The sequence below is a fragment of the Shewanella woodyi ATCC 51908 genome, assembly GCF_000019525.1.
In the GTDB taxonomy this organism is placed as follows: Bacteria; Pseudomonadota; Gammaproteobacteria; order Enterobacterales; family Shewanellaceae; genus Shewanella; species Shewanella woodyi.
The window spans coordinates 1,191,624-1,215,749 of sequence record NC_010506.1; the positions used below are offsets into that span (position 1 = coordinate 1,191,624).

General features: G+C 43.3%; 18 protein-coding genes. 6 read left to right on the forward strand and 12 right to left on the reverse strand.

Translation table 11 applies throughout. The features are described from left to right. Positions 1-318: 318 nt before the first annotated feature. From brnQ to recJ, 4 genes are all read left to right on the forward strand, one after another. Positions 319-1,665 (forward strand): branched-chain amino acid transport system II carrier protein, encoded by a 1,347-nt coding sequence (gene brnQ, locus SWOO_RS04560; protein ID WP_041417969.1) that lies wholly within the window; start codon positions 319-321, stop codon positions 1,663-1,665. A 131-nt stretch (positions 1,666-1,796) separates the two neighbouring features. After that, a complete protein-coding gene (gene xerD / locus SWOO_RS04565; RefSeq protein WP_041417970.1) occupies positions 1,797-2,699 on the forward strand; it encodes a site-specific tyrosine recombinase XerD in 903 nt (300 codons plus the stop codon). Positions 2,700-2,888: 189 nt separating this feature from the next. Beyond that, on the forward strand, positions 2,889-3,617 hold the full coding sequence (gene dsbC / locus SWOO_RS04570; RefSeq protein ID WP_012323537.1) for a bifunctional protein-disulfide isomerase/oxidoreductase DsbC: 729 nt from the start codon (positions 2,889-2,891) through the stop codon (positions 3,615-3,617). Positions 3,618-3,756: 139 nt separating this feature from the next. Beyond that, positions 3,757-5,481, forward strand: a complete 1,725-nt coding sequence (recJ, locus tag SWOO_RS04575) for a single-stranded-DNA-specific exonuclease RecJ (RefSeq protein ID WP_012323538.1) — start codon at positions 3,757-3,759, stop codon at positions 5,479-5,481. A gap of 26 nt (positions 5,482-5,507) precedes the next feature. Here recJ and SWOO_RS04580 read toward each other — a convergent pair whose 3' ends face one another. The 8 genes from SWOO_RS04580 to SWOO_RS04620 all read right to left on the reverse strand — a co-directional run bounded on the left by SWOO_RS04580 (position 5,508) and on the right by SWOO_RS04620 (position 15,323). Continuing rightward, complete coding sequence (locus SWOO_RS04580) at positions 5,508-6,401, reverse strand: MBL fold metallo-hydrolase (protein ID WP_229377307.1); 894 nt, start codon at positions 6,399-6,401, stop codon at positions 5,508-5,510. 1,070 nt (positions 6,402-7,471) lie between these two features. Next, a complete protein-coding gene (locus tag SWOO_RS04590) occupies positions 7,472-8,662 on the reverse strand; it encodes an RES domain-containing protein (protein ID WP_012323540.1) in 1,191 nt (396 codons plus the stop codon). Positions 8,663-8,778: 116 nt separating this feature from the next. Next, the gene (locus SWOO_RS04595) at positions 8,779-9,339 is read right to left on the reverse strand and encodes a hypothetical protein (RefSeq protein ID WP_012323541.1); all 561 of its coding nucleotides are present in this window, start codon (positions 9,337-9,339) and stop codon (positions 8,779-8,781) included. Between the two features lie 97 nt (positions 9,340-9,436). Next, positions 9,437-9,955 (reverse strand): hypothetical protein, encoded by a 519-nt coding sequence (locus SWOO_RS04600; protein ID WP_012323542.1) that lies wholly within the window; start codon positions 9,953-9,955, stop codon positions 9,437-9,439. Positions 9,956-10,511: 556 nt separating this feature from the next. Beyond that, positions 10,512-12,200, reverse strand: coding sequence for an NAD-dependent malic enzyme (locus SWOO_RS04605; RefSeq protein ID WP_012323543.1), 1,689 nt, complete (start codon positions 12,198-12,200; stop codon positions 10,512-10,514). 192 nt (positions 12,201-12,392) lie between these two features. Beyond that, entirely contained in the window at positions 12,393-12,857 is a 465-nt protein-coding gene (locus SWOO_RS04610) for a YehS family protein (RefSeq protein ID WP_012323544.1), read from the reverse strand. A 128-nt stretch (positions 12,858-12,985) separates the two neighbouring features. After that, positions 12,986-14,110 carry a serine hydrolase domain-containing protein gene (locus SWOO_RS04615; protein ID WP_012323545.1) on the reverse strand — a complete coding sequence of 375 codons (1,125 nt, stop codon included), beginning with the start codon at positions 14,108-14,110 and terminating at the stop codon, positions 12,986-12,988. A gap of 31 nt (positions 14,111-14,141) precedes the next feature. After that, positions 14,142-15,323 carry an NRAMP family divalent metal transporter gene (locus SWOO_RS04620; RefSeq protein WP_195742913.1) on the reverse strand — a complete coding sequence of 394 codons (1,182 nt, stop codon included), beginning with the start codon at positions 15,321-15,323 and terminating at the stop codon, positions 14,142-14,144. Positions 15,324-15,819: 496 nt separating this feature from the next. Here SWOO_RS04620 and SWOO_RS04625 point away from each other — a divergent pair, with 496 nt between their 5' ends. Next, a complete protein-coding gene (locus SWOO_RS04625) occupies positions 15,820-18,447 on the forward strand; it encodes a TonB-dependent receptor plug domain-containing protein (RefSeq protein ID WP_012323547.1) in 2,628 nt (875 codons plus the stop codon). 110 nt (positions 18,448-18,557) lie between these two features. Further along, on the forward strand, positions 18,558-19,181 hold the full coding sequence (locus SWOO_RS04630; protein WP_012323548.1) for a glutathione S-transferase family protein: 624 nt from the start codon (positions 18,558-18,560) through the stop codon (positions 19,179-19,181). Between the two features lie 149 nt (positions 19,182-19,330). On the opposite strand, the gene SWOO_RS04635 is transcribed toward SWOO_RS04630, so the two are convergent. The 4 genes from SWOO_RS04635 to SWOO_RS04650 form a co-directional block, all read right to left on the reverse strand. Further along, positions 19,331-19,831 carry a DUF4447 family protein gene (locus tag SWOO_RS04635; protein ID WP_041417493.1) on the reverse strand — a complete coding sequence of 167 codons (501 nt, stop codon included), beginning with the start codon at positions 19,829-19,831 and terminating at the stop codon, positions 19,331-19,333. Between the two features lie 202 nt (positions 19,832-20,033). Next, positions 20,034-20,435: an SMI1/KNR4 family protein gene (locus SWOO_RS04640; RefSeq protein WP_012323550.1), complete on the reverse strand. Its 402-nt coding sequence runs from the start codon at positions 20,433-20,435 to the stop codon at positions 20,034-20,036. 117 nt (positions 20,436-20,552) lie between these two features. Beyond that, entirely contained in the window at positions 20,553-21,338 is a 786-nt protein-coding gene (locus SWOO_RS04645) for a nucleotidyltransferase family protein (protein WP_041417972.1), read from the reverse strand. Positions 21,339-21,798: 460 nt separating this feature from the next. Next, complete coding sequence (locus SWOO_RS04650; RefSeq protein ID WP_012323552.1) at positions 21,799-23,883, reverse strand: M13 family metallopeptidase; 2,085 nt, start codon at positions 23,881-23,883, stop codon at positions 21,799-21,801. Positions 23,884-24,126: the final 243 nt, after the last annotated feature.

Here is a 24,126-nt window from a genome sequence, read left to right on the forward strand (position 1 = left end):
TTTATGCTTGGGTTAAGTAACGGCTGTTAATCTATGGTTTTTGTTATGTTGCCTTCTTGGTGTTAATTATTGTTGAGGTGATGTGCATCCTTGTCAATATTCAGTGAGTTTGATAATAGTATGCCCCCTCGAGACGTTTTTATACGGTATTTAGGGGCAGGTAAACCAGTTTTAAACAATTTTAGCACTAGTGTTTTATGCTTCTGTTTAATAACTCGCCAAGTATTGGCCGAATTTACCATGGAGCTGTGTAATCTAAAGTTTACACTGAGAATGTATTCGGCGTGATGACTTGAGAATGATAAAAACAAAATAATGATGGGGCGAAAAGTGCAAGATAAACAAATGACTATAGCTGACACCTTGGGCTTGGGTTTTATGACCTTTGCTTTTTTCTTAGGTGCAGGAAACTTAATTTTCCCGCCACTTGCGGGATTTCTCTCTGGTGAGAATATGAACCTAGCTATGCTTGGTTTCCTCATCACTGCGGTGACACTGCCTTTGATCACCTTGATAGCCGTTGCTAAGGCAAACGGCAAGATCATGGGGTTACTTCCGCCGCTGGCTGCAACCGTATTCGCTGTTGCCATCTACATCGTTATTGGTCCAGCTTTCGCTGCGCCTCGTGCTGGTCTCGTTGCCTATGAGATGGGGTTTAAACCTTTCTTAGCCGACAGCAGTGCTACCTTTATGTTGGCGGGAATTACACTTAATATCTCTCAGCTTATCTACTCAGTTATCTTTTTTGGTGGCGCCATGCTGTTGGCACTTTACCCAGGTAAACTGCTAGATAGCGTTGGGAAAATCCTTACGCCAATCATGTTAGCGCTTCTGGTGGCTCTTGCAGCCTCGGTATTTATGACTCCTGGTGCTGAAATTAGCCATGCAGTAGGGGATTATCAGAGTAACCCGTTAACCAAAGGTATCCTTGAGGGATACAATACGATGGATACACTGGCTTCACTCATCTTTGGTATGTTGATTATCGATATTCTACGCCGAAAAGGGGTAAGTGATAGCAAAGCTCAAACTAAATACCTGATTCAAGCTGCCTTTATCGCGGCTGCTGGCTTAGCATTTGTCTACATTTCACTCTTCTATTTAGGGGCAACGGGCGGTGATATTGCTGCTGGCGCCGATAATGGTGGCGTGATTCTTACTAATTATGTGAACCGTGAGTTTGGTGAGTTTGGCAAGATACTCTTAGCGGCTGTGGTGACTCTAGCTTGTTTAACCACAGTGATTGGCTTAGTGACAGCGTGTGCTGAGTTCTTTAATGAGCTCATTCCAAGCCTCTCATACCGTACATTTGTGATTATTATCAGCCTTATCTGTGCAACGGTTGCTAATGTTGGTTTATCTCAGCTGATCAGCATCAGCGTTCCTGTGCTCTATACCATCTATCCAGTTGCTATCGCATTGGTTGCTGTGACTTTCCTGACTGAGAAGTTTTCAATGCCTGAGTTCTCTCACCGTATCGTGTTAAGTGTTGCACTGGTATTTGGTGTGATTGATGGATTGAAAGCGGCTGGTGTTAATATGGATTTATTTAACTTTATGCCATTACACAGTGAGGGGATGGCTTGGTTATTACCTACAGGTTTAACGATAATTGCTTGTTTATTGGTAAAAAAGCCTAAGACTGATCCGTTATTGAACTCCTGATAGCCACTCTTTGTTAGGCATGTAAGTTAAGCTGACATAAAATAGGGCGTAGACATTTAATGTTTACGCCCTATTAATTTCTGCGTTTTTTATGTTGGAGAGATAACTTGAGTCAATCTGATAACAATATCGTGCCAGTTCAGCATAAGAGCGATCCCTTGATTGAACTCTTTCTTGATGACCTCTGGTCCAGCCGTGGGCTAAGTAGTAATACCTTGAGTGCTTATCGTACCGATCTCTGTCATTTTGAGCATTATCTTATCAAGTCTGGGATCGCCTTGTGTGATGCGACGCAGGGAACGATTAGGGATTATCTGGATGTTCGTTTCGAGAAAGGCTTTGCACGCACGAGTAGCGCACGACTTATCAGTAGTCTAAGACGTTTCTATGGCTTCTTAGTGATTCAGAATCGAATCGAGGTAGACCCCACTGCTCAGATTAAATCGCCGCAGCTAGCCCGTAAACTTCCAGACTCTCTGAGTGAAGCGGATGTGGATAGCTTACTGAGCGAGCCCAATCTTGACGACCCAATAGAGTGCCGCGATAAAGCGATGCTTGAGCTTTTGTATGCCACAGGACTTAGGGTTACTGAACTTGTGAGCCTGACCATGGAGCAGATAAGCCTACGCCAGGGAGTAGTTAGAGTGGTTGGTAAAGGGGGCAAGGAGCGACTTGTTCCCTTAGGTGAGATGGCTATCTCAGAGGTAGAGAGTTACTTAGTAGCCGCTAGAGGTGAGCTGCTTAAACAGAAGATGAGTGATGTGCTGTTTCCGTCAAAGCGGGGCAGCATGATGACGCGGCAAACCTTCTGGCATCGAATTAAGCACTATGCATTGAGGGCGGGAATAAGTACTGACCTTTCACCACATACCTTAAGGCATGCGTTTGCGACGCACCTACTCAATCATGGGGCAGATCTGCGAGTGGTGCAGTTACTTTTGGGCCATAGCGATCTCTCTACCACACAGATCTATACCCATGTGGCTAAGGCGAGATTGAGTCAGCTGCATAGCGAACACCACCCAAGAGGTTAGTGCTGCTCTAATACTAATTGGTATATTTTCACGCAATAGGCAGGATTTGATGGATCTAGTTACAGTTAATATTTGCTTTAATCCCACTGAAACTGTAACTTTTCAGGACTAATTAGGGTCTAATCTTTCATGACTCATTAGTTTATCTATTTTTGACCATGTATGACCCAAATAATAACAGGATACCCCATGATTTTTACCCGAGTATGCACCCTGATTTTTGCTGTATTGTTGGCTCAATCTGCGATTGCTGCCCCCAATACACCGACAGACGATAGCAAGGCTTTAAAAGAGAAGCTAGCTGATACGTTAAGTGTAAAAGTTCACTCTCTTCAGGAGTCTCCAATCCCTGGTTTATATGAAGCATTAACCGATCGCGGTGTGCTTTATATCTCCAAAGATGGCTCTAAACTGTTTCACGGTAATCTTTACGATCTCGATAAAGGGATGAAGAACCTGACTGAGGCGGCGATGGCGGGCCCTCGAATTGAGATGATGAAGCCTCTTGAAGATAATATGTTGGTCTACAAGGCTAAAAACGAGAAGCACGTGGTTACAGTGTTCACCGATACCACCTGTGGTTACTGCCGTAAGCTACATAACGAGATGCAGGAGTATAATGATCTAGGTATTACTATTCGTTATCTCGCTTTCCCTCGTCGTGGCATACCTTCGGCAAATGCCGATGAGATGGAATCAATATGGTGTGCTGCCGATCCACTTCAAGCCATGACAGATGCAAAAGGCGGTAAGAGCGTCAAACAGGAGAAGTGCGATGCGAAAATTGCGGAGCAGTACAACCTAGGCCAAAGCTTTGGTGTTAATGGTACCCCTGCAATTGTGCTAGAAGATGGCAGCATGATCCCTGGCTACCAACCACCAGCTGCACTGCTTAAAGTGCTTGAAGCGACTAACTAATCAGTTGCTAGATTAAGCCAGTAGTATCTTAGGTACTACTGGCTTTTTGCTTTAATTCAATCGTATTTTTTAATGTGTCATCACTTAGCTCCTTTGATAAGCTGAGCTTCCCTGTTTTGATGCAAAAGGCTGTAATGAAGTGATCCATAAGATTGTTCGCCGCCCTAGAGTCGATGATACTCACCTTCCCGAAACCCTCTCTCCACTCCTAAAGCAGATATATGCCAGTCGTGGCAGCACGGCGGCAGATTGTGATTTGGCCCTAAAGCGGTTACTTCGCCCCGATACCATGATGGGATTGCCTCGTGCGGCAGAGATCATTGCGGATGCCATTATGGCTCAGCGCTCTATTCTGATCATGGGGGATTTTGATGCCGATGGTGCAACTTCCACTTGTGTGTGTTTACTTGCACTTAAGATGATGGGGGCGACGCGGGTCGACTACCTGATCCCAAATCGATTTGATTTTGGTTACGGCTTAAGTCCCGAGATAGTCGCTGTAGCACAGGATAAGGGCGCCGAGTTACTGATCACCGTCGATAATGGCATCTCCTCAATTGAGGGGGTAGAAGCGGCGAAATCTCTGGGGATGCAAGTGGTTATCACCGACCATCACCTTCCTGGGAAAACCATTCCCAACGCCGATGCTATCGTCAACCCAAACCAAGTCGATTGCAGCTTTGCTAGTAAATCAATTGCAGGGGTTGGGGTTGCCTTCTATCTTATGTCCGCGTTAAGAGCAGAGTTAAGATCGCGTAACTGGTATCAAGAGCAGGGGATCGCTGAGCCAAATTTAGCTCAGTTACTGGATATTGTTGCCTTAGGTACAGTGGCTGATGTGGTTGCATTAGATGGCAATAACCGAATCTTAGTCGAAGCTGGGTTGCAACGGGTTCGCGCAGGAAGGTGTCGACCTGGGATCACGGCATTGTTAGAGGTGGCTAAGCGTAATCCATCTAGAATCGTGGCTTCTGATTTTGGCTTTGCGGTTGGGCCTAGGTTAAATGCGGCGGGCCGACTCGATGAGATGTCATTGGGGGTCGAAACCCTATTATGTGATGACATGATGACTGCCAGACGTATGGCGTCAGAGCTAGATGGCCTGAACGCTGAGCGACGGGATCTTGAAGCTGATATGCAGCAGGAAGCTTTAAAGAGTTTAGAGAAATTAGAGCTTAATGAAGCTGAGCTTCCTTGGGGGATAGCCCTGTTTAAGGAGGATTGGCACCAAGGAGTCATAGGAATTTTAGCCTCGCGCATTAAGGACAGGTATCATCGACCTGTTATTGCGTTTGCCGATGCGGGCAATGGAGAGATAAAGGGCTCTGCACGTTCGATTAAAGGTCTGCATATGCGGGATCTGTTAGAGCTGATTAATAGCAGACACCCTGGGATGATCCTTAAGTTTGGTGGTCATGCCATGGCAGCTGGCCTCTCCCTGTTAGAGAAAGACTTTTATAAGTTTGAACAGGCTTATGATGAAGGGGTAAGAGAGCTGCTAAAGCCTGAGCAGTTAACCGGTGAGATGACCACCGATGGCGAGCTGACACCCGATGAGATGACCTTACCTATGGCTTGGGAGCTAAGGAATGCAGGCCCATGGGGCCAAGAGTTCCCTGAGCCTCTGTTTGATGGTTATTTTAAAGTGGTGCAGCAGCGTATCGTTGGTGAGAAGCACCTCAAGCTTGTACTGGAAACCGAGTGTGGCAAGCTTATGCTTGACGGTATCGCCTTTAACGTCGATATGACCACTTGGCCGGATGCCACCATTGAGCATGCTCGTGTTGTGTATAAGCTCGATGTTAACGAGTTTAGGGGTAATCAAACATTGCAGTTGATGGTAGATCAAATAGAGGCAATGTAGCTTTAGGCTTACCATCATGGGCCTAGTTAAAGCACTAGGCGTATCCCCTCCTTGGCAATATTAAAGCCGCTAGCCTTGACCTGTTTACTCTCTTTACTGTCAGGGTTAATAAGCGGATTGGAGTGGTTGAAGTGAATAAACCATACCTTCTGTTTTTGCTGAGATGAGAGCGCTTGAAATAGCGCCATGCTTTCTGAGACAAAAGGGTGGGGGATTTTGGACATATCGCGGCCCGGTAGCTCGCCATCGGCAAAAAAGGTTGCATCAATCAGTGCATAATCAACGGTATTGATCGCATCTACAATGTTAGTCTCCCATTCAGACCACTTATCGATATCGGGAATAAACAGGGCTGTTTTGCTTGGTCCCTCAATTCGATAGCCGACAGTTTCAGAGTACTCATCACGATGGGGCACAATAAAAGGGGTAACCTTTACCGATCCTAGCTTTTGAGAGTGATTGTTTTTAAGTGGCTGTAATTCAATGTTGTTATATTTAATGAGCTGGTTCCAAGGTCCATTATTTTGTAAAAACTGCCCCATCTTAGGCATCACATAAACGGGTGTATTATCAGCGCCCATCGCTTCACGTCCTAAAAACATCAGTCCAGAGTAGTGGCCGATATGGGCGTGGGTGATAAACACCCCATCTAACTCAAATTGCTCATTAGGTGCTTCTTTTTCCAGTTGATACAACTGTTCTGGAAAATTGGGCGTTGCTTCAAACATATATTTCTTATTGGAGGTGGGATCAATAAGGCCTAGAGAGACCGCACCTCGTCTGAGTGAGAGGTCATTCCACCCCGGCATACAGTGCTCTGCATAACAACCAGTCTGTGGATACCCCGCATCTTGCGCTACCCCAAGAATGTATAGATATGGGCTTTTCTCCTCAGCTTGAAGTGCTGAGCTTATGAACATAAATATAGAGGTTATTATTAGCGCTACACCTTTCAAGCCCATCAATCTAATCCTGTTGTTAATTATTCCCCCAAGCTAACAGTGGTTTGCTTTTGCAGCAAGTTTGATGACTTGCCAGATAGCAAGTTTCAAATATCTTTTGGGTTGGGTTCATTGAGCGGAATTAGTATTTGATGGTTGATTGTCAACCATAGCCACAATTGCAATCTATTGCTTGCAGCATGCCTTATGTGTGAATACTTCTGCGGGACGCCATAAATATGTCCCTATAAGCTCGACGGTGGCATCCTTGCCACCAACGCCCACAGCCGCATTCACACCTGATTGTTAACCTCTTCGATTTGAGATCTAGTGGTTAAACACATTTTTGGACAAAAACTTGCTGACTTGCCTGATAGCAAGTTTCAAATATCTTTTGTATTGGGTTCATTTGGCGGGGTTAGTGTTTGGCAATACTCCGAATACCTTGCCTATATTGATTTCTATTGCTTGCAGCAGGCTTTCGCGCAGATACTTCAGTGAGACGACGCGAGTATATCTGACCTCCAAGGATGGAGGAAATGCAGAAAAAATGTCTGGAACATTTTCTGCCCTGTGGGCTCTGCCGTGACAAACAACATCCATGTTTAACGGCCAGTTCGATATCCCTATCTCTCGCTCAAAGAGTATCACTTTGCGATACCTCGCCTTGTCATCGAAGCTCACTGCCGCATCTACACCTGAGTGTTTATCTCTTCGAATTAGGCTTTGTTGTAACTGATTTTGGACTAAAATAAGCTAGAGTAATCACCCAAGTAAACCTAACATTGATTAGATAAAGTACCTTAGTTCATTCAACATTCCAGTAGTGCTTAAGGGGCTGAGCTCAGTTGACTTCTATATTTAATAACAAGACAATATAGATAACTTTGCTTATTTTACTCTGACCCCAAACGGCTCTCAATTGTGGGCGTCTTAGTTATTTTTATTAATGATAACTTTTGGGTAATACATAATTGAGCTTTTGGTTCTCACTAAAATACCTAACGTATAAGGATAGGCCCGCGCAGCCGCGTCCTTATATGTTAGTTTTATGCATCCACTTTACATAGTTCTTTGTCTGCAAGTATCTCTTCCAGTTCACCAAATACCGTATCAGTGTACTTAGATTCCGACTCAGATGATTTTTCTTTTCCTTTGTTGCCAAACAAAGTATGAAATGCATAATTAACTGGCTCAGTAAGCATTATTTTGTTCACATACTCACTACAAAACCCTGAACTATTATACTGCCTTGCAGGGATCACATAGTTTTTGGCTAAGCTTTGAGCATTAATATCGATGTGGCTATCTAGTGCTAATGACTTGGTTGATAGAAATCTTATACCATCATAGAGGCTATACTCGGTAGAAACGAGCCACTCTAAAAAAAGTTGAGGAAATATATATTCAGGTTTAAATGTTGAATCATTTTTTACTTTGAAAGAACAACATAGAATTGCAGGCCAAATATATAAGTAGTCAACTAGGAGATGTTCGAATGTTTCAACATACTCTGCTGGTAGTGGTTTCGTTTGCTTCTTCAAAAAAGTTATATGGTTCTTTAATCTAGAAGTGATTTCAGAAGGCACCATTGACAGGTCAATAAAACTTAGTTTTGTCAGGTCAAATTTTGATACGAAACATTTATCTATATTGGGTCTATTAAGCTCTTCCCAAGCGCCATAAACTGAATTTGCCATATAAAGACATGGGAAGCCTGAAAGGCTGAACCTATTATTACCAATCAAATGATTTAACTCAAATGGAATGTGAAACAAGTCCTTACGAGAATAATTCGCGTTATAACTATCTTCACCTGTTCTTATTCTATAGCCATGAGATATACTTTCTCTATCAAACCTTGGATCTCCAGGCATATTTCTGAATGTTTTAAAAGCAAAGGTTAACTTGGGAGCTATATTTTTATCAAAAACCTTATAAGCTGAAGACCTCTTACCTTTCAACCCAAGCATTACGACTTCCGAATATTGTTCATAGGAGTTAAGAATATCAGAGACTCTTCCTAGAGGTGCTCCTTTGTGGCCTAAATTCAACCCTTTGTCAGAGATGTATTCTTTAGCATCTTCAAGGGCATTTTTTACAAAAAGATGAAAATCAACACCGTTCCATTCTTTATGGGTAGAAAATACAGGATCTGAAAAATAATCAGCATACCCTTGATACGTTTCTATTTTTTCTTTTAACTCTTCTATCGAGTAAGGTTTTTGCATATTGTACATTTAGAGCCTAAATAATTTAGATATAAAACTAACGCTTTTATAAACGGCACGCAGCTTTTTGTGCGTCCAGTGGAGGCTACGTGTTTTTGTGGCCGTAACAACATTTGATAAACTTGTTAGTGTTGTGCTACGAGAAAGTATACAGGCTTATATCTTGTGCCAAAGAAGCCTGCTGGCAACACATATCGGGTATCTCGAATAAACGCCTCTAAAGTATCCATTGAGTGAACTTCGCTTTTTGAAACAGTAGCAAGAATTTCTTCGTCCGTTAATCGCTTGCCAGCCAATGAATCAATACTCTCTAAATACCCATAAGCGTCATCTATATCGAGCCAAGCAAATTCATTGCATGAAGCAAACTCCCAAAGATTTGTAGCTACAGGGCATCCAGCAATAACAGTTATACCGTGTTCAAGGCCAATTTCTTTATAAACAGATAATTCACCATTTACAGTTACCAGCACCTCATCATTATCAGATATTTTTGGCCTTCTAGGAAAAAGAGCTAGTACATTAAAACCTGAAAATCCATGTGTGGATTTTGCACGATTACCAAATTCTCTTGAAAGCCATGGAAATATTGGCACTACAACTGAGAATTTCTTTTCTAAGAGAGCTTTCATGGCGGGAACCAGTATAAACTCAGCAGAATGCTCACTTATAAAACTTGTTGCCAAAATTCATTCCTTGAACACTAACGGCAGTAACAGCGGGCTGACCATAGGCCAGTCCGGCGAGTGAAATAAGCAGCCTGATTATTTTTGTTAAGGAAATTTACCAAGCCAACTCCTCCTTAATCTTTTCTATCAATACATCATTATCAAAGAAGTTTCTATTAACCATCTGACCTTGTTTATTAGAATGCTCAATGATATCAATTAAGTATTGTCGATATGCTAATAATACGCTCAATGCAGGCTCGAAACATGGGATATTCCCACGCAACTGGTCTAAATCGAAGTGTGCAAAGAACTTATTCCTGATAGTTGTCATTTTATTATGATAACTCTTCCATTCAGCAGCAGATAGTCCATTAGAGCTTAGAATAATTTCTTGTCCAAATTTTGGATAACCAGTTGGTAACTGTAGCTTAGACCAGTGAACTTGTTCTTTTCTGCTTCCAAATATTTGGCACCATTGAATTATTAGTGTTTTGGTAAAACACGCGTTACAAGTTTTATTGAAGTCAGTTTTATCTAGGGTTTGATACTTCCTTGTGTAAAATAATGCACGAAGACACTCGTCAAGGATTATTTGCTGAATACCGATTAGTGTCATTGTATTATGATTCACATCTATCTCCTTAACAGCGTATTAGGCTGAACTCCGAATAAGAACAGTTAGCCGAGTAAATTTTACACTAGAAAAGTAACCTAAAATTCTTGCTTGCTCAATGCGTTATGAAGTATTTCCTGACTCCGCTGATAATAAAAGTCAGAATTTGCATATTTGTGATGTGGTGCGATTTACTCAGAATAAGTCAAAATCGAAGAGATACTCTTGCTTAAAGTCAGCAGGTGTAGGTGCGGCTACGAGTTTTGGCAGCATGGAAGCTGCCGTAAAGCCCACAGGGATGTTCTAGTGGCGTCTCGTAGAAGTATCTACACATAAGCACGCTGCCAGCGATAGATCAGAATGAAGGATCGATTTAGAACCTCCCTCCAAATACCAATTCAGATAGAAGTTAACACATAGAAAATGTAATCAGCCTTCATTCGAAGGCGAAAAAAAGCGACCAGTTTAAAGTGGTCGCTTTATTATTTTTCGAAACTCGAAACTCGAAACTCGAAACTCGAAACTCGAAACTTGAGTCCTGAAACAAGTTCAGGATGGCGAGTTAGCGCTCTCGTTAGAAAGAGGTTCTCTTGTAACGTCGATACTCTGCTGTCCAGAAGTTGTTCTCGATTGATTGTGCGAGTAACTCATCGGTACAGGGGAGAGCGTGTCCCTGTTCGACTGCAACTTTAGCGACGGCAAAAGCGATATGCTTACTGACTTGGTGGATCTCTTCGAGTGGCGGCAGTAGCGGGCCTTCACCATTTAGAGCAAGTGGTGAGCATTCGGCTAAGGCGCGGCTTGATGCCATTAGCATCTCATCACTGACACGTTTTGCACCAGCTGACAGCACACCTAGGCCTATACCTGGGAAGATGTAACTGTTATTACACTGGGCGATTTCGAAGGTCTCGCCATTAAGCGCGACAGGCTCGAACGGGCTACCTGTGGCAACTAAAGCTTGGCCGTTTGTCCAGTGCAGTACATCTTTTGGTGTGGCTTCAACGCGACTTGTTGGATTAGACAGCGGGAAGACAATTGGGCGAGGGCAGTGTTGATGCATCGCTTTGATGATCTCTTCACTAAAGAGTCCTGGCGCGCCAGATACACCGATAAGTACGGTTGGCTTAGCATTGTTCATTACATCGAGTAGGCTGATATTGCCGTTCTCGATTGTCCAGTCTTTAACGGCTTGCGTTTTTTGGGCTAACTTCTCTTGGAAGTTGAGCAGGTTAGGCATGTTGTCTTGCAACAGTCCCCAACGGTCAACCATAAATACTTGGCTGCGTGCCTGAGCTTCATCAATCCCTTCCGATACCATCTGCGCTACAATTGCTTCTGCAATCCCACAGCCAGCAGAGCCTGCACCAAGAAAGGCGATTCGCTGTTCACAAAGTTGGCTTTTTGCGGCTTTACAAGCGGCAAGCAGTGAGCCTACGGTTACAGCGGCGGTGCCCTGAATATCATCGTTAAAGCAGCAGTACTGATCTTTATAGCGCTCAAGCAGTGGCATTGCATTTTTCTGAGCGAAATCTTCAAACTGAATAAGGGCATCAGGCCAGCGACGATTAACCGCCTGCATAAAGGCTTCAACAAACTCTTTATACTCTTCTCCGCCTATACGCTGGTTACGCCAGCCCATATACATAGGATCTTCAAGTAGGTGAGGGTTATCAGTACCCACATCTAAAGTGATAGGGAGTGTGTAAGCTGGACTTATACCGCCACAGCTAGTGTAAAGTGAGAGTTTACCGATTGGGATCCCCATGCCGCCAATGCCTTGATCGCCTAGACCTAAGATCCGCTCACCGTCGGTGACCACAATAATTTTGACCTTCTGACGGGTCGAGTTATTCAGGATATCTTCGATACGGTCTTTATGAGGATATGAGATAAACAAGCCACGGTTACGTCGATAGTTCTTTGAGAAACGCTCACAGGCCATCCCTACGGTTGGCGTGTAGATGATCGGCATCATCTCTGTAATGTGATTTTGAACTAAACGGTAATAGAGGGTCTCGTTGGTATCTTGGATGTTTCTTAGGTAGATATGCCTGTCGAGATCGTTGGTGAAGTTGGTGTATTGATCATAGGCACGGGACGCTTGCTCTTCGATGGTTTCAATGACATGGGGAAGCAGGCCTTCAAGATTGAAAAATACACGCTCTTCATCGGTAAATGCACTGCCCTTGTTAATGAGGGGAGCTTCGAGAATCGCGGGACCAGCGAATGGAAGGTAGAGCGGGCGTTTATGATCGTCCATTGGTGACCTTTATAATGTTTTAGTTTTTTAGGATGCTGTTTGTACTGCAAGATTAGCATGAAATGTGATCTTTGATCTCCTTTCGAAGGTGATTTATTTATGTTTTTTATTCAGCTATCTGTTTTAAACGCCACAATTTATAGAGATAAAAAAACACAGCCTAGGCTGTGTTTTTAAGTATTACTTTATATGTTACTTACCGCGATATTTTAGCGATAACCCCGCAAGGAAGTTACGCAAAACTTGATCGCCACACTCTTTAAAGTGCTTGTGGCCTGGCTTTCTAAATAGCGCACCAAGCTCTGATTTAGACATATTAAACTCAGCTAAAGCTAAGGTGTTAATAATGTCATCTTCGCGCATCTCAAGTGCCACTCTTAACTTTTTAAAGATAAGGTTGTTGTTGATTTGAGAGACTGGTTCAGGGATCTCTGCTCCCTCTCTTAGGCCACGCTTTTCAATGATTAATCCATCTAAGAATAGACACATGGTCTTGTCGTTACATGGTTGGTAGCCCTCTTCTGACTCTTTCTTGAGCATGTCGATCAGAAGTTCTTGAGACACTTCATGCTTTACCTTAGCGAAAATTTTAATCATTTTTGCATTTTGGTAATCAAACACGAAGCGAATACGGCGTAAAATATCATTGTTAATCATAAGTCTTCATTCTTTCTCTACGCGATTGCGCGGCTGCGCAATCATCATTGGCGGCTATTATAGCGAACAATTGACTTTATTCTGGCATTTATTTGATAACTCTATTCAGTATTTGAGTGTTTAAGGTTTCACACTTTACTATTTCTGTTGATAAGGGACTGCCTAATGGCCGCTCTTATTTGATTATGCAGCTCAAAAACTCGGTCAAGATAGTTAAGGTTTAATGAGAGGTTTTCTAGCATCACTAAGCTTAAGTTGTATTGTGGGTAATAGAGTGTCATAGACATATAGCCAGATAAATATCCAGTATGGCTGTATTCCGTGAGGTTATCATCAAAGTTTAAACGCAGACCGTAGCCGTAGTGCATATTTGGCCAGAGAAATGTTATCTCAGTGTGAGGTGTTGTCATTAACTGATAGCTTTTCGGGCTGATCAATTGTCCAGAATGTAGTTTTTGCTGAAAATCTGAGAAAGCCCTTGTGGTTGAGATTATTCCGCCAGCTGGAATTAAAGAGGTGTTGATTGTCAGGTCCGATTGACTTAACCCCTTTGCTGTTTCAGTTAACCCTAGTGAGAGAGTGGGCAGATGTTGGCGGATATTATCGATGCTACCAGTTTTGGCATCTAGGCCACTGAGTTTGTATTTTTTGTTGAACTGAGATATCTGCTCTGAAAAGCTGAGCTTGTTCACTTTTTCCAGCACTTGACCTAAAAGAGTGTAACCTAAGTTTGAGTACTGAAACCGAGTTCCTGGCTCAAATAGGTTGGGTTTTCCTTGGGTATTAATACCAGAAGTGTGAGTGAGTAACTGCGCGATAGTGATCCCCTCATGATAACCCTGTGAGAGGGGTAATTTGTTATCTAATGAATGCTTGGGCTCATCGTCATTGCTGAGATATTGGTTGAGATGACTATCTAAGGTTAATCGACCACTCTCGACAGCCTGCATGATCAGTGTTGCTGTGATCTGCTTAGACAGTGAAGCCAAAACAAAGCTTGAATCTTGTGTGATCCCATCTCCTTTAGAAAGAGAGACAAGCTTTTTGCCCTTTTGCATCAATAAAACAGTTCCACTAAATGGCTGCGGGCTGTCTGTTATCATGGATTCAATAAGCGATTGATAATCTACTTTTTGGGTTACAGTTGGATTGAGCTTTTTGCGTTTGTCAGCATTTTCAACATGAGCAAAAACATGATGGTTTATACAAAACGTCAGTATCATTGAGAGCACAGTGAGTTTAATCGTGTTCATTAAGTCAAATATTCCTATCGGATAAGCTGGGTTATTGAATGATTATCGAATAGATAAACAAGCAGACAAAACTGAGTAAATAAAACATACCTAAGGCAGAGAGGCCTTTCATTTTCTTTCCGTACCTATCTTGCTCAGGCAGTTTATCACTGGTCATCAGCTTGTAATTGAGCCAAGCAAATACAATTGTGGTCATAAATGCCAGTGTCATTACGATCTCAAGTAAAGGCAGTAGGGCACCTTTAAAGAACAATACGATAGCGAGTCCCAAAGCGCTGATCATGAGCATAATTATCGTTAAGCGCCTGTTTGAGTACTGCTGGTTGCGCAGAAGTTGCCAGCTCATGTTTAAGGTTCGACTGTAACCGTCTATAACAGTGACTGTGGTGCTAAAGATACACAGAAGCGCGACAGCACCAATAAGGTAGCGGGTCTGTTCACCAAGCACTTGGCTATATAAGGTGATAAGTTGGCTGGCAAACTTAACCCCAGATGGTGAAAACTGCTCACCACTACCATGCATTACAAGCGAGCCTAAGGCCAAGAAGGTGACGGCTAATAGTGCTGTGATCAGATAGCCAAAGTTAAAATCAAAAATCGCCTGCTCTTTGGATATTAGTTGTGACTTTTGTTTCTCCAGTAACCAGAGTGAGTTCCAAACACTCACCTCAATAGGGGCTGGCATCCAGCCCATCATGGCGACTAAAAAGCCGATATTGGCCCACTGCCAAGGGGATTGAGAGATAAAGTCAGGATTAATCACTGGAGGGATATTAAAAGCCAGGGCGACAGCAGCCAAAGTAGAAACCGTTAACGCTAGCATGATTATCTTGGTCAATTTATCGAGCAGGGTATAGTGGCCTAAGATCAGAATGGTCAAACTGGCAATCAATACGATAAAGGCGAGTAGATCGATAGACAGGGGGATAAATAGCGTCAACATAGCCGCCGTAAGCATAGTGACTCCTGCAGTACTGGCAATAGCAGCGAGTGTATTGAGTCCACTAAAGAGCAGTAAATAACCGCGCCCCTGTTTTAAGTAACCATGAAGCAGGCTCTCTCCAGTTGCGGCAGTATAGCGAGCTCCTGCTGCAAAAAATGGGTATTTAAGTAGATTAACAGCAAGAATAACCCAAGCTAGTTGCCAGCCAAACTCTGCACCTGCTCGCGTTGATGAGACTAAGTGTGACGCGCCAATCGCAGCGGCTGCCATTAATAACCCTGGCCCCAGCGCGGCCAAAAAATATCGAGAACGTGTTAATAGTGATGCATTGAGATTACTGTTTGGACTATACAACTTTTCCATTGGGCCTTTAGGTTCTCTGTCGAGTCAATGGCACAGAATATGACACGCTTCTCATTAAGATTAAAGGGGCTATTTATCTATTTATGAACTCTTTTTTATGTTTCGCAAGATCTTCAATGTATATATTTCTGAAATATCCTGTTTCAAAAATATATAGAGCTATATAGGCAGAAAAGATTAATTCAAAAGTATTAATTTGTCTTTTGAAGTGAGGTTGTATAAATATTCATAGTGTACATCTTAATTAAATTTTACATTTTCTCTCTTTTGATTTATTTGACTTTACTAATTTAGCCATTAGGTTGGGTTTTGTGATCTTTGAGTAATGTGACTGAAATTTGTAGTAGTCAGATCACCATAAATAATAAATCTAAAAATATAAAACTTAAATCAGAGGATGATTATGAAATTACTACAAGCATTGCCAAGTCTATGCGCAGTGGCTGTGTCAGCCGTTTACGCTCCAAATATAATGGCAGCCGATGAAGAAGTTGAACGAATAGAGGTAACAGGTTCACATATTAAACGTACAGATATGGAGGGGCCATCACCGGTTACCTCTATTTCTGAAGAGGATATTAGTAACTCTGGTGCCACGGATTTAATCGGGCTTTTCTCTAAACTTCCTATTTCAGGCCAAGGTACTTTCTCAACACAAGCAAATAGCAGTGATGACACCGCCAATGGTGGCTCAAGTGTTTCATTACGCGGATTAGGCGCTGATTCCACATTGATACTTGTTAATGGAAGACGAGTATCTGTTAGTCCATTTGCAAAAGGGATCGATACCGCTTTTGTTGATATTAATAATATTCCAGTCTCGGCCATTAAACGTGTTGATATTTTAAAAGATGGCGCTTCAGCAACTTATGGTTCTGATGCCATTGCGGGCGTGATTAATATTATTCTAAGGGATGATATTGATGGCGCTGAAATAACCGCAAGAATAGGTGATACCTCTGCAGGAGGTGGTAAAGAGGAGAGTGCGAGTCTAGTTTGGGGAAGCCATACAGAAAAGAGCAGTCACACCTTTATTCTAGATTATTTTAATCGTGAGGAGCTGCTTTATGGAGATCGAGATTACTCCAAATCGGCCAATCAGTCGGCATTAAGGCCAAATGATCCTTTTGCTAAAAGTTTCCGGAGTTCTTCTGGGATACCTGGAACAATTGAATTAGCTGTACGTCCAGAAGATCCAGAAAAAGTTTTTCGTTTACCAGACACCTTTGGGAATGATGTTTGTGCACCTGAAGATATAGACTCTGTGGATAACATATGCCGATATGATTATGCTCCTGTTATGACCATGGTTCCAGAGAATAAGCGTTTTAGCGTTAACTATATGGGTAAATATGATATTACCGATAATGTTAGTGGTTTCCTTGAGTTTAACGGACAAAGCTCAAAAACGACGGTAAAAGGTGCCGGTAGCCCAAGCTTTAATGAGCTGTTTATGTCTGCCGATAATCCAAATCACCCATTTGCTGATATGCCAACCCATGAGTTTTATAATCAAGATTTAACCATGCGCCGACGTATGGTAGATATTGGCAATCGCTTAAAAGAGGTCGAATCTGATTATTATCGTACGGTTATTGGCCTTAATGGCCAGTTTGGTGAGTGGGATTGGGAGACAGCGTTTAGTTATATCAACAGTAAATCGGTGGAGCGCGGTATTGATGGCTTCCCTAACTCTCGTCGCGCCCAGGAAGCGATTGATAACGGCAGTTGGAATCCGTTTGAACCTTCTACAAATACGCAAGAGGCGTTAGATTTTATCGAGACCACTACCAATCGTGTAGGCGAGTCGACCAACCGTTCACTCGATGCAAAATTGTCAGGCCCTCTGCTTGAGATGCCTGCGGGTGAGCTTATGGTGGCGTTTGGTATTGAGTATCGTGAAGAGACTATCAGTGACAATCCCGATGATCAGTTCTTGCGCGGTGAGGTATTTGGAACCGAGGCGACCCAAGCGAATGGAGAGCGTGATAATACCGCGTTTTATGCCGAGTTAGGTGTGCCGGTATTTGAATCACTGGAGCTACAGTTAGCCCTTCGTCATGAGGATTACAGTGACTTTGGTACAACAACCGACCCTAAGGTGTCGTTTCTTTGGTCACCACTGGAAGATCTCTCTTTTAGGGGCTCATGGGGTACGGCATTTAGGGCGCCCTCTTTGGCTCAATTAGGCTTAGGGAGGACGGATGAGTCTCCATCACTTGTTGATACCGTGCGATGTGATGCAGTGGGAAACATTAATAAAGCCTGTGAAGTTCAAGAATATACAGCAGTGTTTGAGGGGAATCCGGACTTAGGACCGGAAGAGTCCACAAGTTATAACTTAGGGGTTATCTATAACATTACCGATAATTTAAATTTCTCATTAGATTATTATAGTTATGATATTGAAAATATTATCGATTCAGATACTCAGTTTGTTTTCAGTAACTTTGGTGATGATCCTAATGTTGTTGAGCGTCTGCCATCAGCGATCCCAAATGATCCTGGTGAGGTGGTGACCATCTATGATTCATTCCAGAATATTGGCGACTTAGTGACCACTGGTTTAGATCTGGATGCCAATTTCCTGCTTGAAACCGGTGCTGGCGAATTTAAGTTTAGCTATGCATTGAACTATATGCTGAAATATGAAGATAAGCGTCCTGACTCGGATGGTGGACAGAGGATCAATATTGTAGAGGGAGATTTTGAGCAGCCTGAAGCACGTTGGACTGCCGGTGTCGATTGGACAATTACTGATTTTAGATCTTACCTAGGTCTAAATTATATTGGTGAGTTTAAGCAGAAAGAAGCGGTCCAAAAAGACGGGATGCCTGATATTGATGCCATGATGACGGTTGATGCATCGGTTAACTACTATGGGTTACCCGATACTGTGCTGACATTGGGGGCGACCAATCTACTTGATGAAGAGCCACCTTTCTCCTATCACGACTTTATGGGGTATGTGACCTCAGTACACAGTGGTCAAGGGAGATTTGTTTATCTACAGGCGAGCTACAGCTTTTAAACGTGTTTAATGTTTAATCTGTAACTAAATACTAAGCGGCCCCACATGGGCCGCTTTTTTTGTTTTAATGGCAACAGGCTTATAGAAAACTAATTGTCGAAGGAGTGAGAATGATTAAGTTATATGGTGTACCTCGTAGCCGTTCACTGCGTGTATCTTGGACGCTTGAGGAGCTGGGGCTGGATTGGCAGTACCATTTTATCAATTTTGCCAAGGGGGATAGCCGTAGTGAATCTTTCCTTGCGGTAAACCCTTGCGGAAAAGTGCCTGCTTTAGTGGATAATGATCTGGTGGTAACAGAGTCTGCAGCAATTGTGCTGCACTTGGCTGAAAAGTATGGTGACAGAAAGCTATTACCAACTCTTGGAAGCGATGCCAGTGCGCTGCATCACCAGTGGGTGAGTTTTATTATCTGTGAGCTTGAACAGCCGCTCTGGACCATAGGTAAACATAAGTTTGCGCTGCCAGAGGAGATACGTCAGCAGAGTATGTTTGCCGTGGCAAAATGGGAGTTTGATAAGGCTGCGGCCATTGCTGAAAACTGGTTACCTGACAGTGACTTCTTATTGGGAGATAAGTTGTCGGCGGCAGATATTTTACTAGGGCATACTCTGTTGTGGGCGACACGTTTTGAGCAGGATATTCCGCCTAAGTTAGCGGCATATCGCGATCGCGTTACAGCGAGACCCACGATGGTCAAAGCCCTCGAAAAAGAGGTCGCAGGGGCTGAGTAACGCTCCTCGCTCATACCTTAATCTATTAGAAACGAAAAAAGCATCGATGAAAGATGCTTTTTTATTTGTCATTTTGGTATCGCTTATATACTTTTCGAAACTCGAAACTCGAAACTCGAAACTCGAAACTCGAAACTCGAAACTCGAAACTAGATCTGAGTCGCAGCCCATTTAGCGCGACTTTCTCGACTCTCTTTTAAGCCCTCTTTTTCGCGGTAAGCTTTATAACTCTCCACCTCTAACGCCACTAGAGTGACATCGACCTCGAGTATCAGTTTACACTCTTTCTTAATGCGCCAAGCTGAGGTGTTATAGAGCTCGGTAAGAGGTAGGGCGCCTAAGAACTCTGGATTATACTGAGCGTATAGTGCCTGAGTTGGGTAGACCACAAAGCTAAGTTGGCGCTTTGGCTCCTTTTTAAAGAGCTCTTCGATACCATCACAGGTGTTAAGCACCTGCATCTCGATGGTCTCATCAATTTCGATAAGCTTTTTCTCTGCTAAACCTGAAACTGGCTTCTCACCTGCTTCCCAAGCGATCACATCCTCTTCGCTTGCTTTGCTCAGTTCTCCAACTTGTGCAGTGGTGAGGCCTAAAGATAAGCGCAGGTATTTAATTTCAATGGCATTTAAGCCCATATTCTTTGACATTGTATTTCCAATATTTAGATTTTTCGCTAGCTTGAAGCGAATAGATAAACTTATCATCTACTAGAACCTAGAACCTAGAACCTAGAACCTAGAACCTAGAACCTAGAACCTAGAACCTAGAACCTAGAACCTAGAACCTAGAACCTAGAACCTAGAACCTAGAACCTAGAACCTAGAACCTGCTGTTTATCTTGCTAAGAAATTAGCTCTTCATCCAGACTTGCTCTACCCATTCCCACAAGGATTCCCAGTACTCACTCTCACTGCCATCTTCGTTCCAAAGCAGCATTTGCCCCTCTTGGTCGATACAATAGAAGCTGTTGCCCTGTTGACAAACGGCGACGTATTCACGAGGCATGCCGATAGACCAGGCATAAGCTGTAACTTCCGGTAGGAAAGTATGGGAGTTAGGATCGCTCACGGTAACAGGCTCTAGGGAGCCATAGATGACATCACTGGCGTAGAGTAGGTACTGCTTTAATTCGCCAGGAAGGGGCATCAAGATCTCCTCCTCGGCCATAACGAGCTGATCAAATGTTGGGAGTTCTAAAGGAATAGGAACGGTTTCACTCATTTCCTGTAGTTGCTCTATGATGTCGTGCATTGTCTCTTCGCTAGTTTAGCTATCAGTAAAGGGGGAGTATATCTTGAATTGGTGAAATTTGTTAGTTGGATAAATGGTCGAAAGCCTGAGGTGCTTTAGGCTTTCGACTAGGGGAGACTAGGCCGCCATTGGGAGCACACCTGCACTGTCGATGCGTTTATAATTCAGCCAAGCTTTATGGTACTGCTTGTGAGAGCTTTGACGCAGCTCGGTGATCCTTGCTGTTTCACTGTTAAATAATGGTCTGTTCTCTACATTTGCTAAGGCTTCAATCTCCTGAATCTCTTCATAGGCCTTATGTTCGGGACCACTTTTTATCTTAGCTATCTCATTGAGGTGGAGCTGAACTTCAACAATCATGCCTGTTTGAGGGAGTTTGATCAGGGTATTGAGATCTCGGTAGCCTGACTCTTTTGGGGAGGAAAAGCGGTTTTTCACTTGTAGTACTTGAGTCTGCTCACTGAGTGTTTGGTATGCTTGCATAAGGTCGTGAATATTATTGGCCAGTATGCTGGCTCTAGCTAAATCGGTGAGCTGACTGGCATCACCATCGAACTTAGTTGTGACCTTATTTAGTGCTCTCTCATAGGTTTTTATTGGGGGAAGGGATGCGTTGAGTGAGCCCTGTTGAGTGATGGTATTGATGATGTGGTTGAGTTCATTCTGTGCTGGTTGGGCTGTCGAATATAAGCTATCAAGATCGCTGCTAGTTTGTCTGGGAGTATGCTGCTGGTGGCTGGAGATTGAATACAGACCAGTGAGGTTTTTTGGCAGTGATTGCCTGACGGCATAGTTATCACTCTTCTCTTTAATCTGGCTTTGGAATTCATGGGTTGCCGCGAAGCCTGTGCGGGTAGAGAGGAGAAGCAGAAAGATGAAAAATGTTCTAAATAACTTGTTCATACTGTTCATAAACATACGATGGACCTCAAAACTCGTTAAGAATGCAAATGGTCATTAACTATTTTATACCCAAGCCACCTCAAGATGCTCGTTTCAGAGCTCCCGTAGGATAGCTGAACAAGGCAGTGATTGAGGATAATGGTTATTCCCTTGTTGATATCACTAACGCAGAGCAGGGATTCTACGGGAACTCCCGAAGGGCAAGGCGAGAGGCAACATTTTTCTGTGTTATGAAATATTGAATTAGAATAACTAGTCCTACTATTTCATGCCTTGAACTCTGTCACTTCTCGACATGCTGAGTCCTGCATCTTGAAGTTGTTTGGGTATATATACCAATCTATAGGTGCCCCCCTTAATCGCGGCTGAACGGATAATTAAAGTTTGTTCATGGAGAGATTACCTTAAGTTACAGGCAAAAAAAGAGCGCCTATAGCGCTCTTTTAAAAGAAAATATCTATTACCAGATCTTGACGCGTTTTTCGGGAGCTATGTACATGGCATCCCCCTCTTTTACATCATAGGTGCTGTAGAACTGAGGCATGTTTGACAGGGCGCCTAGCGAGCGGAACTTAGCGGGTGAATGTGGATCGGTGGCCACACGGTTACGCATAGACTCCTCTTTCATCTTAGCGCGCCAAATTTGTGTGAAGCCGATGAAGAAACGCTCATCACCGGTTAAACCATCGATCACTGGGGCTTCTTTGCCATTGAGTGAGTGCTGGTAAGCTTTATAAGCGATAGTCACACCAGATAGATCACCAATGTTTTCACCTAGCGTGAGTTCGCCATTCACATGCAGGTCATCAAATACCGCATAACCGTTGTACTGCTCAACCAGTGCTTTACCACGAGCGGCAAACTCTGTGAGGTCATTCTCAGTCCACCAATCGCGCATATTACCTTCGCCATCAAACTTAGCACCTTGGTCATCAAACCCATGGCCCATCTCATGTCCAATTACCGCGCCAATGCCACCATAGTTTACCGCATCATCCGCTTCCATATTGAAGAAAGGAGGTTGTAAGATTGCAGCTGGGAACACAATTTCATTCATGGTTGGGTTGTAGTAAGCGTTCACGGTTTGTGGCGTCATATGCCACTCCCACTTACGGATTGGACCCGCTAGTTTTTCAAGCTCTTTTTCATGGCCGAGTTCATTTGCACGGATATTGTTACCGATCAGATCGTCAGCTTTAATGGTCAGTTTGTCATAATCTTCCCATCTGTCTGGATAGCCGATTTTCGGATCGAACTTAGCGAGTTTATCTCTGGCGGCAACTTTAGTATCTGCACTCATCCAAGTCAGACCATCTATGCTCTCACCGTATGCGCCACGAAGGTTTTCAACCAGAGCTTGCATGCGAGTTTTAGCTTCAGGCGTAAAGTGACGTTTAACATAAACCTTGCCTACCACTTCGCCTAATACACTGTTAACAGTGCTTACGCCACGCTTCCAGCGAGGTTGCTGCTCCTCTTGACCATTAAGGGTCTTAGAGAAGAACTCAAAGTTCTCATTATCCAGTTCAGCGGTCATCTCTCCTGCAAAGTGAGTTAGAAGCTGCCATTTCATGTAGGTTTGCCACGCCGCGAGGTCGTTAGCTTTTAACACTTCGTTGAAGCCTTCAATAAAGCTTGGCTGATTGATGATGATATCAGGCTGTTTTGCAACGCCTAATGTAGTTAGGTAACCGTTCCAGTCGATATCAGGAGCCATAGCTGAAAGCTCTTCTATCGTCATCTTGTTATAGGTCTTAGTGCTGTCACGTGTTTCAACAACGTCCCAATGTTTACCAGCGATGGCTGTTTCAAGGGCTAAAATCTGCTCTGCACTGGCTTTAGGCTTGTCAAAACCTGCTAAAGTGAACATCTTCTCGATATGCTCAACATAGGCTTTACGGATATTAACGAAGCGTTCGCCTTCATTGAAGTAGTAATCTTTCTCTGGCAAGCTCAAGCCGTACTGCCAAATATGGGTTGCGTAACGGCTAGAGTCTTTAGCGTCAACACCTATGTAGAAAGCCAGTGGGGTGCCGCCACCAATGATCTGGCTATGAGCGAAGTAGTTAACCAGATCGCCTTTGGTTTTCAGTGCTGCAATCTTATCTAACTCACTCTGGATCGGTTTTGTACCAAGCTTATTCAGTGTCTCTGTGTCCATAAATGAACGGTAAAGGTCGGCTACTTTTTGCTCATCACTACCTGCAACTAGGTTTGGTGTGGCTGCAACCTCTTCGATAATGGCTTTGACATCATCACGAGACTTTTCTCGTAGATCGTAGAAAGCACCTGTGCTGGTTCTGTCACCTGGGATCACAGTGTTTTTAAGCCAAGTCCCATTTACATAGCTGTAGAAGTCATCTTGTGGGCGAATTGATTTGTCGAAATTTTTGAAGTCTATTCCTGAACTTAAGGCTTTTTCAACGGCGACAGCGGTATCTGTTTTAGCGGTTTCTGGAGCCTTTACTTCGGCTTCTTCATTATTGCAGGCAGTGAGGCCCAATATGAGTGAGGCACAAAGTCCCCCGACGAGTGCTTTATTCATTTTTTTTCCTTTTAGTCTGCTGTTTGCCCCTCTAAGAGCATATATGCCTTTGTAGTAGGTAATAATCTCAATTTGGCATAGTGGTACACATGTTAAGGCCATAGAGGGATTGTAAACAAGCTTTTGACCTGTGATGAAGCCGATTGAAGCGGCTTCATATGTAAGAAAAGGTTTCCTTTTTAAAAATACTCACTCACAGAGAGGAAATATTGCGGTATATGTTCTATCAATAGACGTACTTTT

Bases quoted from the DNA above. Each gene is read 5' to 3' on its own strand.
- SWOO_RS04605 (WP_012323543.1), bottom strand. From the start codon at position 12,200: ATGGACGATCATAAACGCCCGCTCTACCTTCCATTCGCTGGTCCCGCG.
- SWOO_RS04590 (WP_012323540.1), bottom strand. From the start codon at position 8,662: ATGTACAATATGCAAAAACCTTACTCGATAGAAGAGTTAAAAGAAAAA.
- SWOO_RS04640 (WP_012323550.1), bottom strand. From the start codon at position 20,435: ATGCACGACATCATAGAGCAACTACAGGAAATGAGTGAAACCGTTCCT.
- SWOO_RS04610 (WP_012323544.1), bottom strand. From the start codon at position 12,857: ATGATTAACAATGATATTTTACGCCGTATTCGCTTCGTGTTTGATTAC.
- SWOO_RS04620 (WP_195742913.1), bottom strand. From the start codon at position 15,323: ATGGCAGCCGCTGCGATTGGCGCGTCACACTTAGTCTCATCAACGCGA.
- brnQ (WP_041417969.1), top strand. From the start codon at position 319: ATGGGGCGAAAAGTGCAAGATAAACAAATGACTATAGCTGACACCTTG.
- SWOO_RS04635 (WP_041417493.1), bottom strand. From the start codon at position 19,831: ATGTCAAAGAATATGGGCTTAAATGCCATTGAAATTAAATACCTGCGC.
- dsbC (WP_012323537.1), top strand. From the start codon at position 2,889: ATGATTTTTACCCGAGTATGCACCCTGATTTTTGCTGTATTGTTGGCT.
- SWOO_RS04580 (WP_229377307.1), bottom strand. From the start codon at position 6,401: ATGTTCATAAGCTCAGCACTTCAAGCTGAGGAGAAAAGCCCATATCTA.
- SWOO_RS04615 (WP_012323545.1), bottom strand. From the start codon at position 14,110: ATGAACACGATTAAACTCACTGTGCTCTCAATGATACTGACGTTTTGT.
- SWOO_RS04645 (WP_041417972.1), bottom strand. From the start codon at position 21,338: ATGAACAAGTTATTTAGAACATTTTTCATCTTTCTGCTTCTCCTCTCT.
- SWOO_RS04625 (WP_012323547.1), top strand. From the start codon at position 15,820: ATGAAATTACTACAAGCATTGCCAAGTCTATGCGCAGTGGCTGTGTCA.
- SWOO_RS04650 (WP_012323552.1), bottom strand. From the start codon at position 23,883: ATGAATAAAGCACTCGTCGGGGGACTTTGTGCCTCACTCATATTGGGC.
- SWOO_RS04630 (WP_012323548.1), top strand. From the start codon at position 18,558: ATGATTAAGTTATATGGTGTACCTCGTAGCCGTTCACTGCGTGTATCT.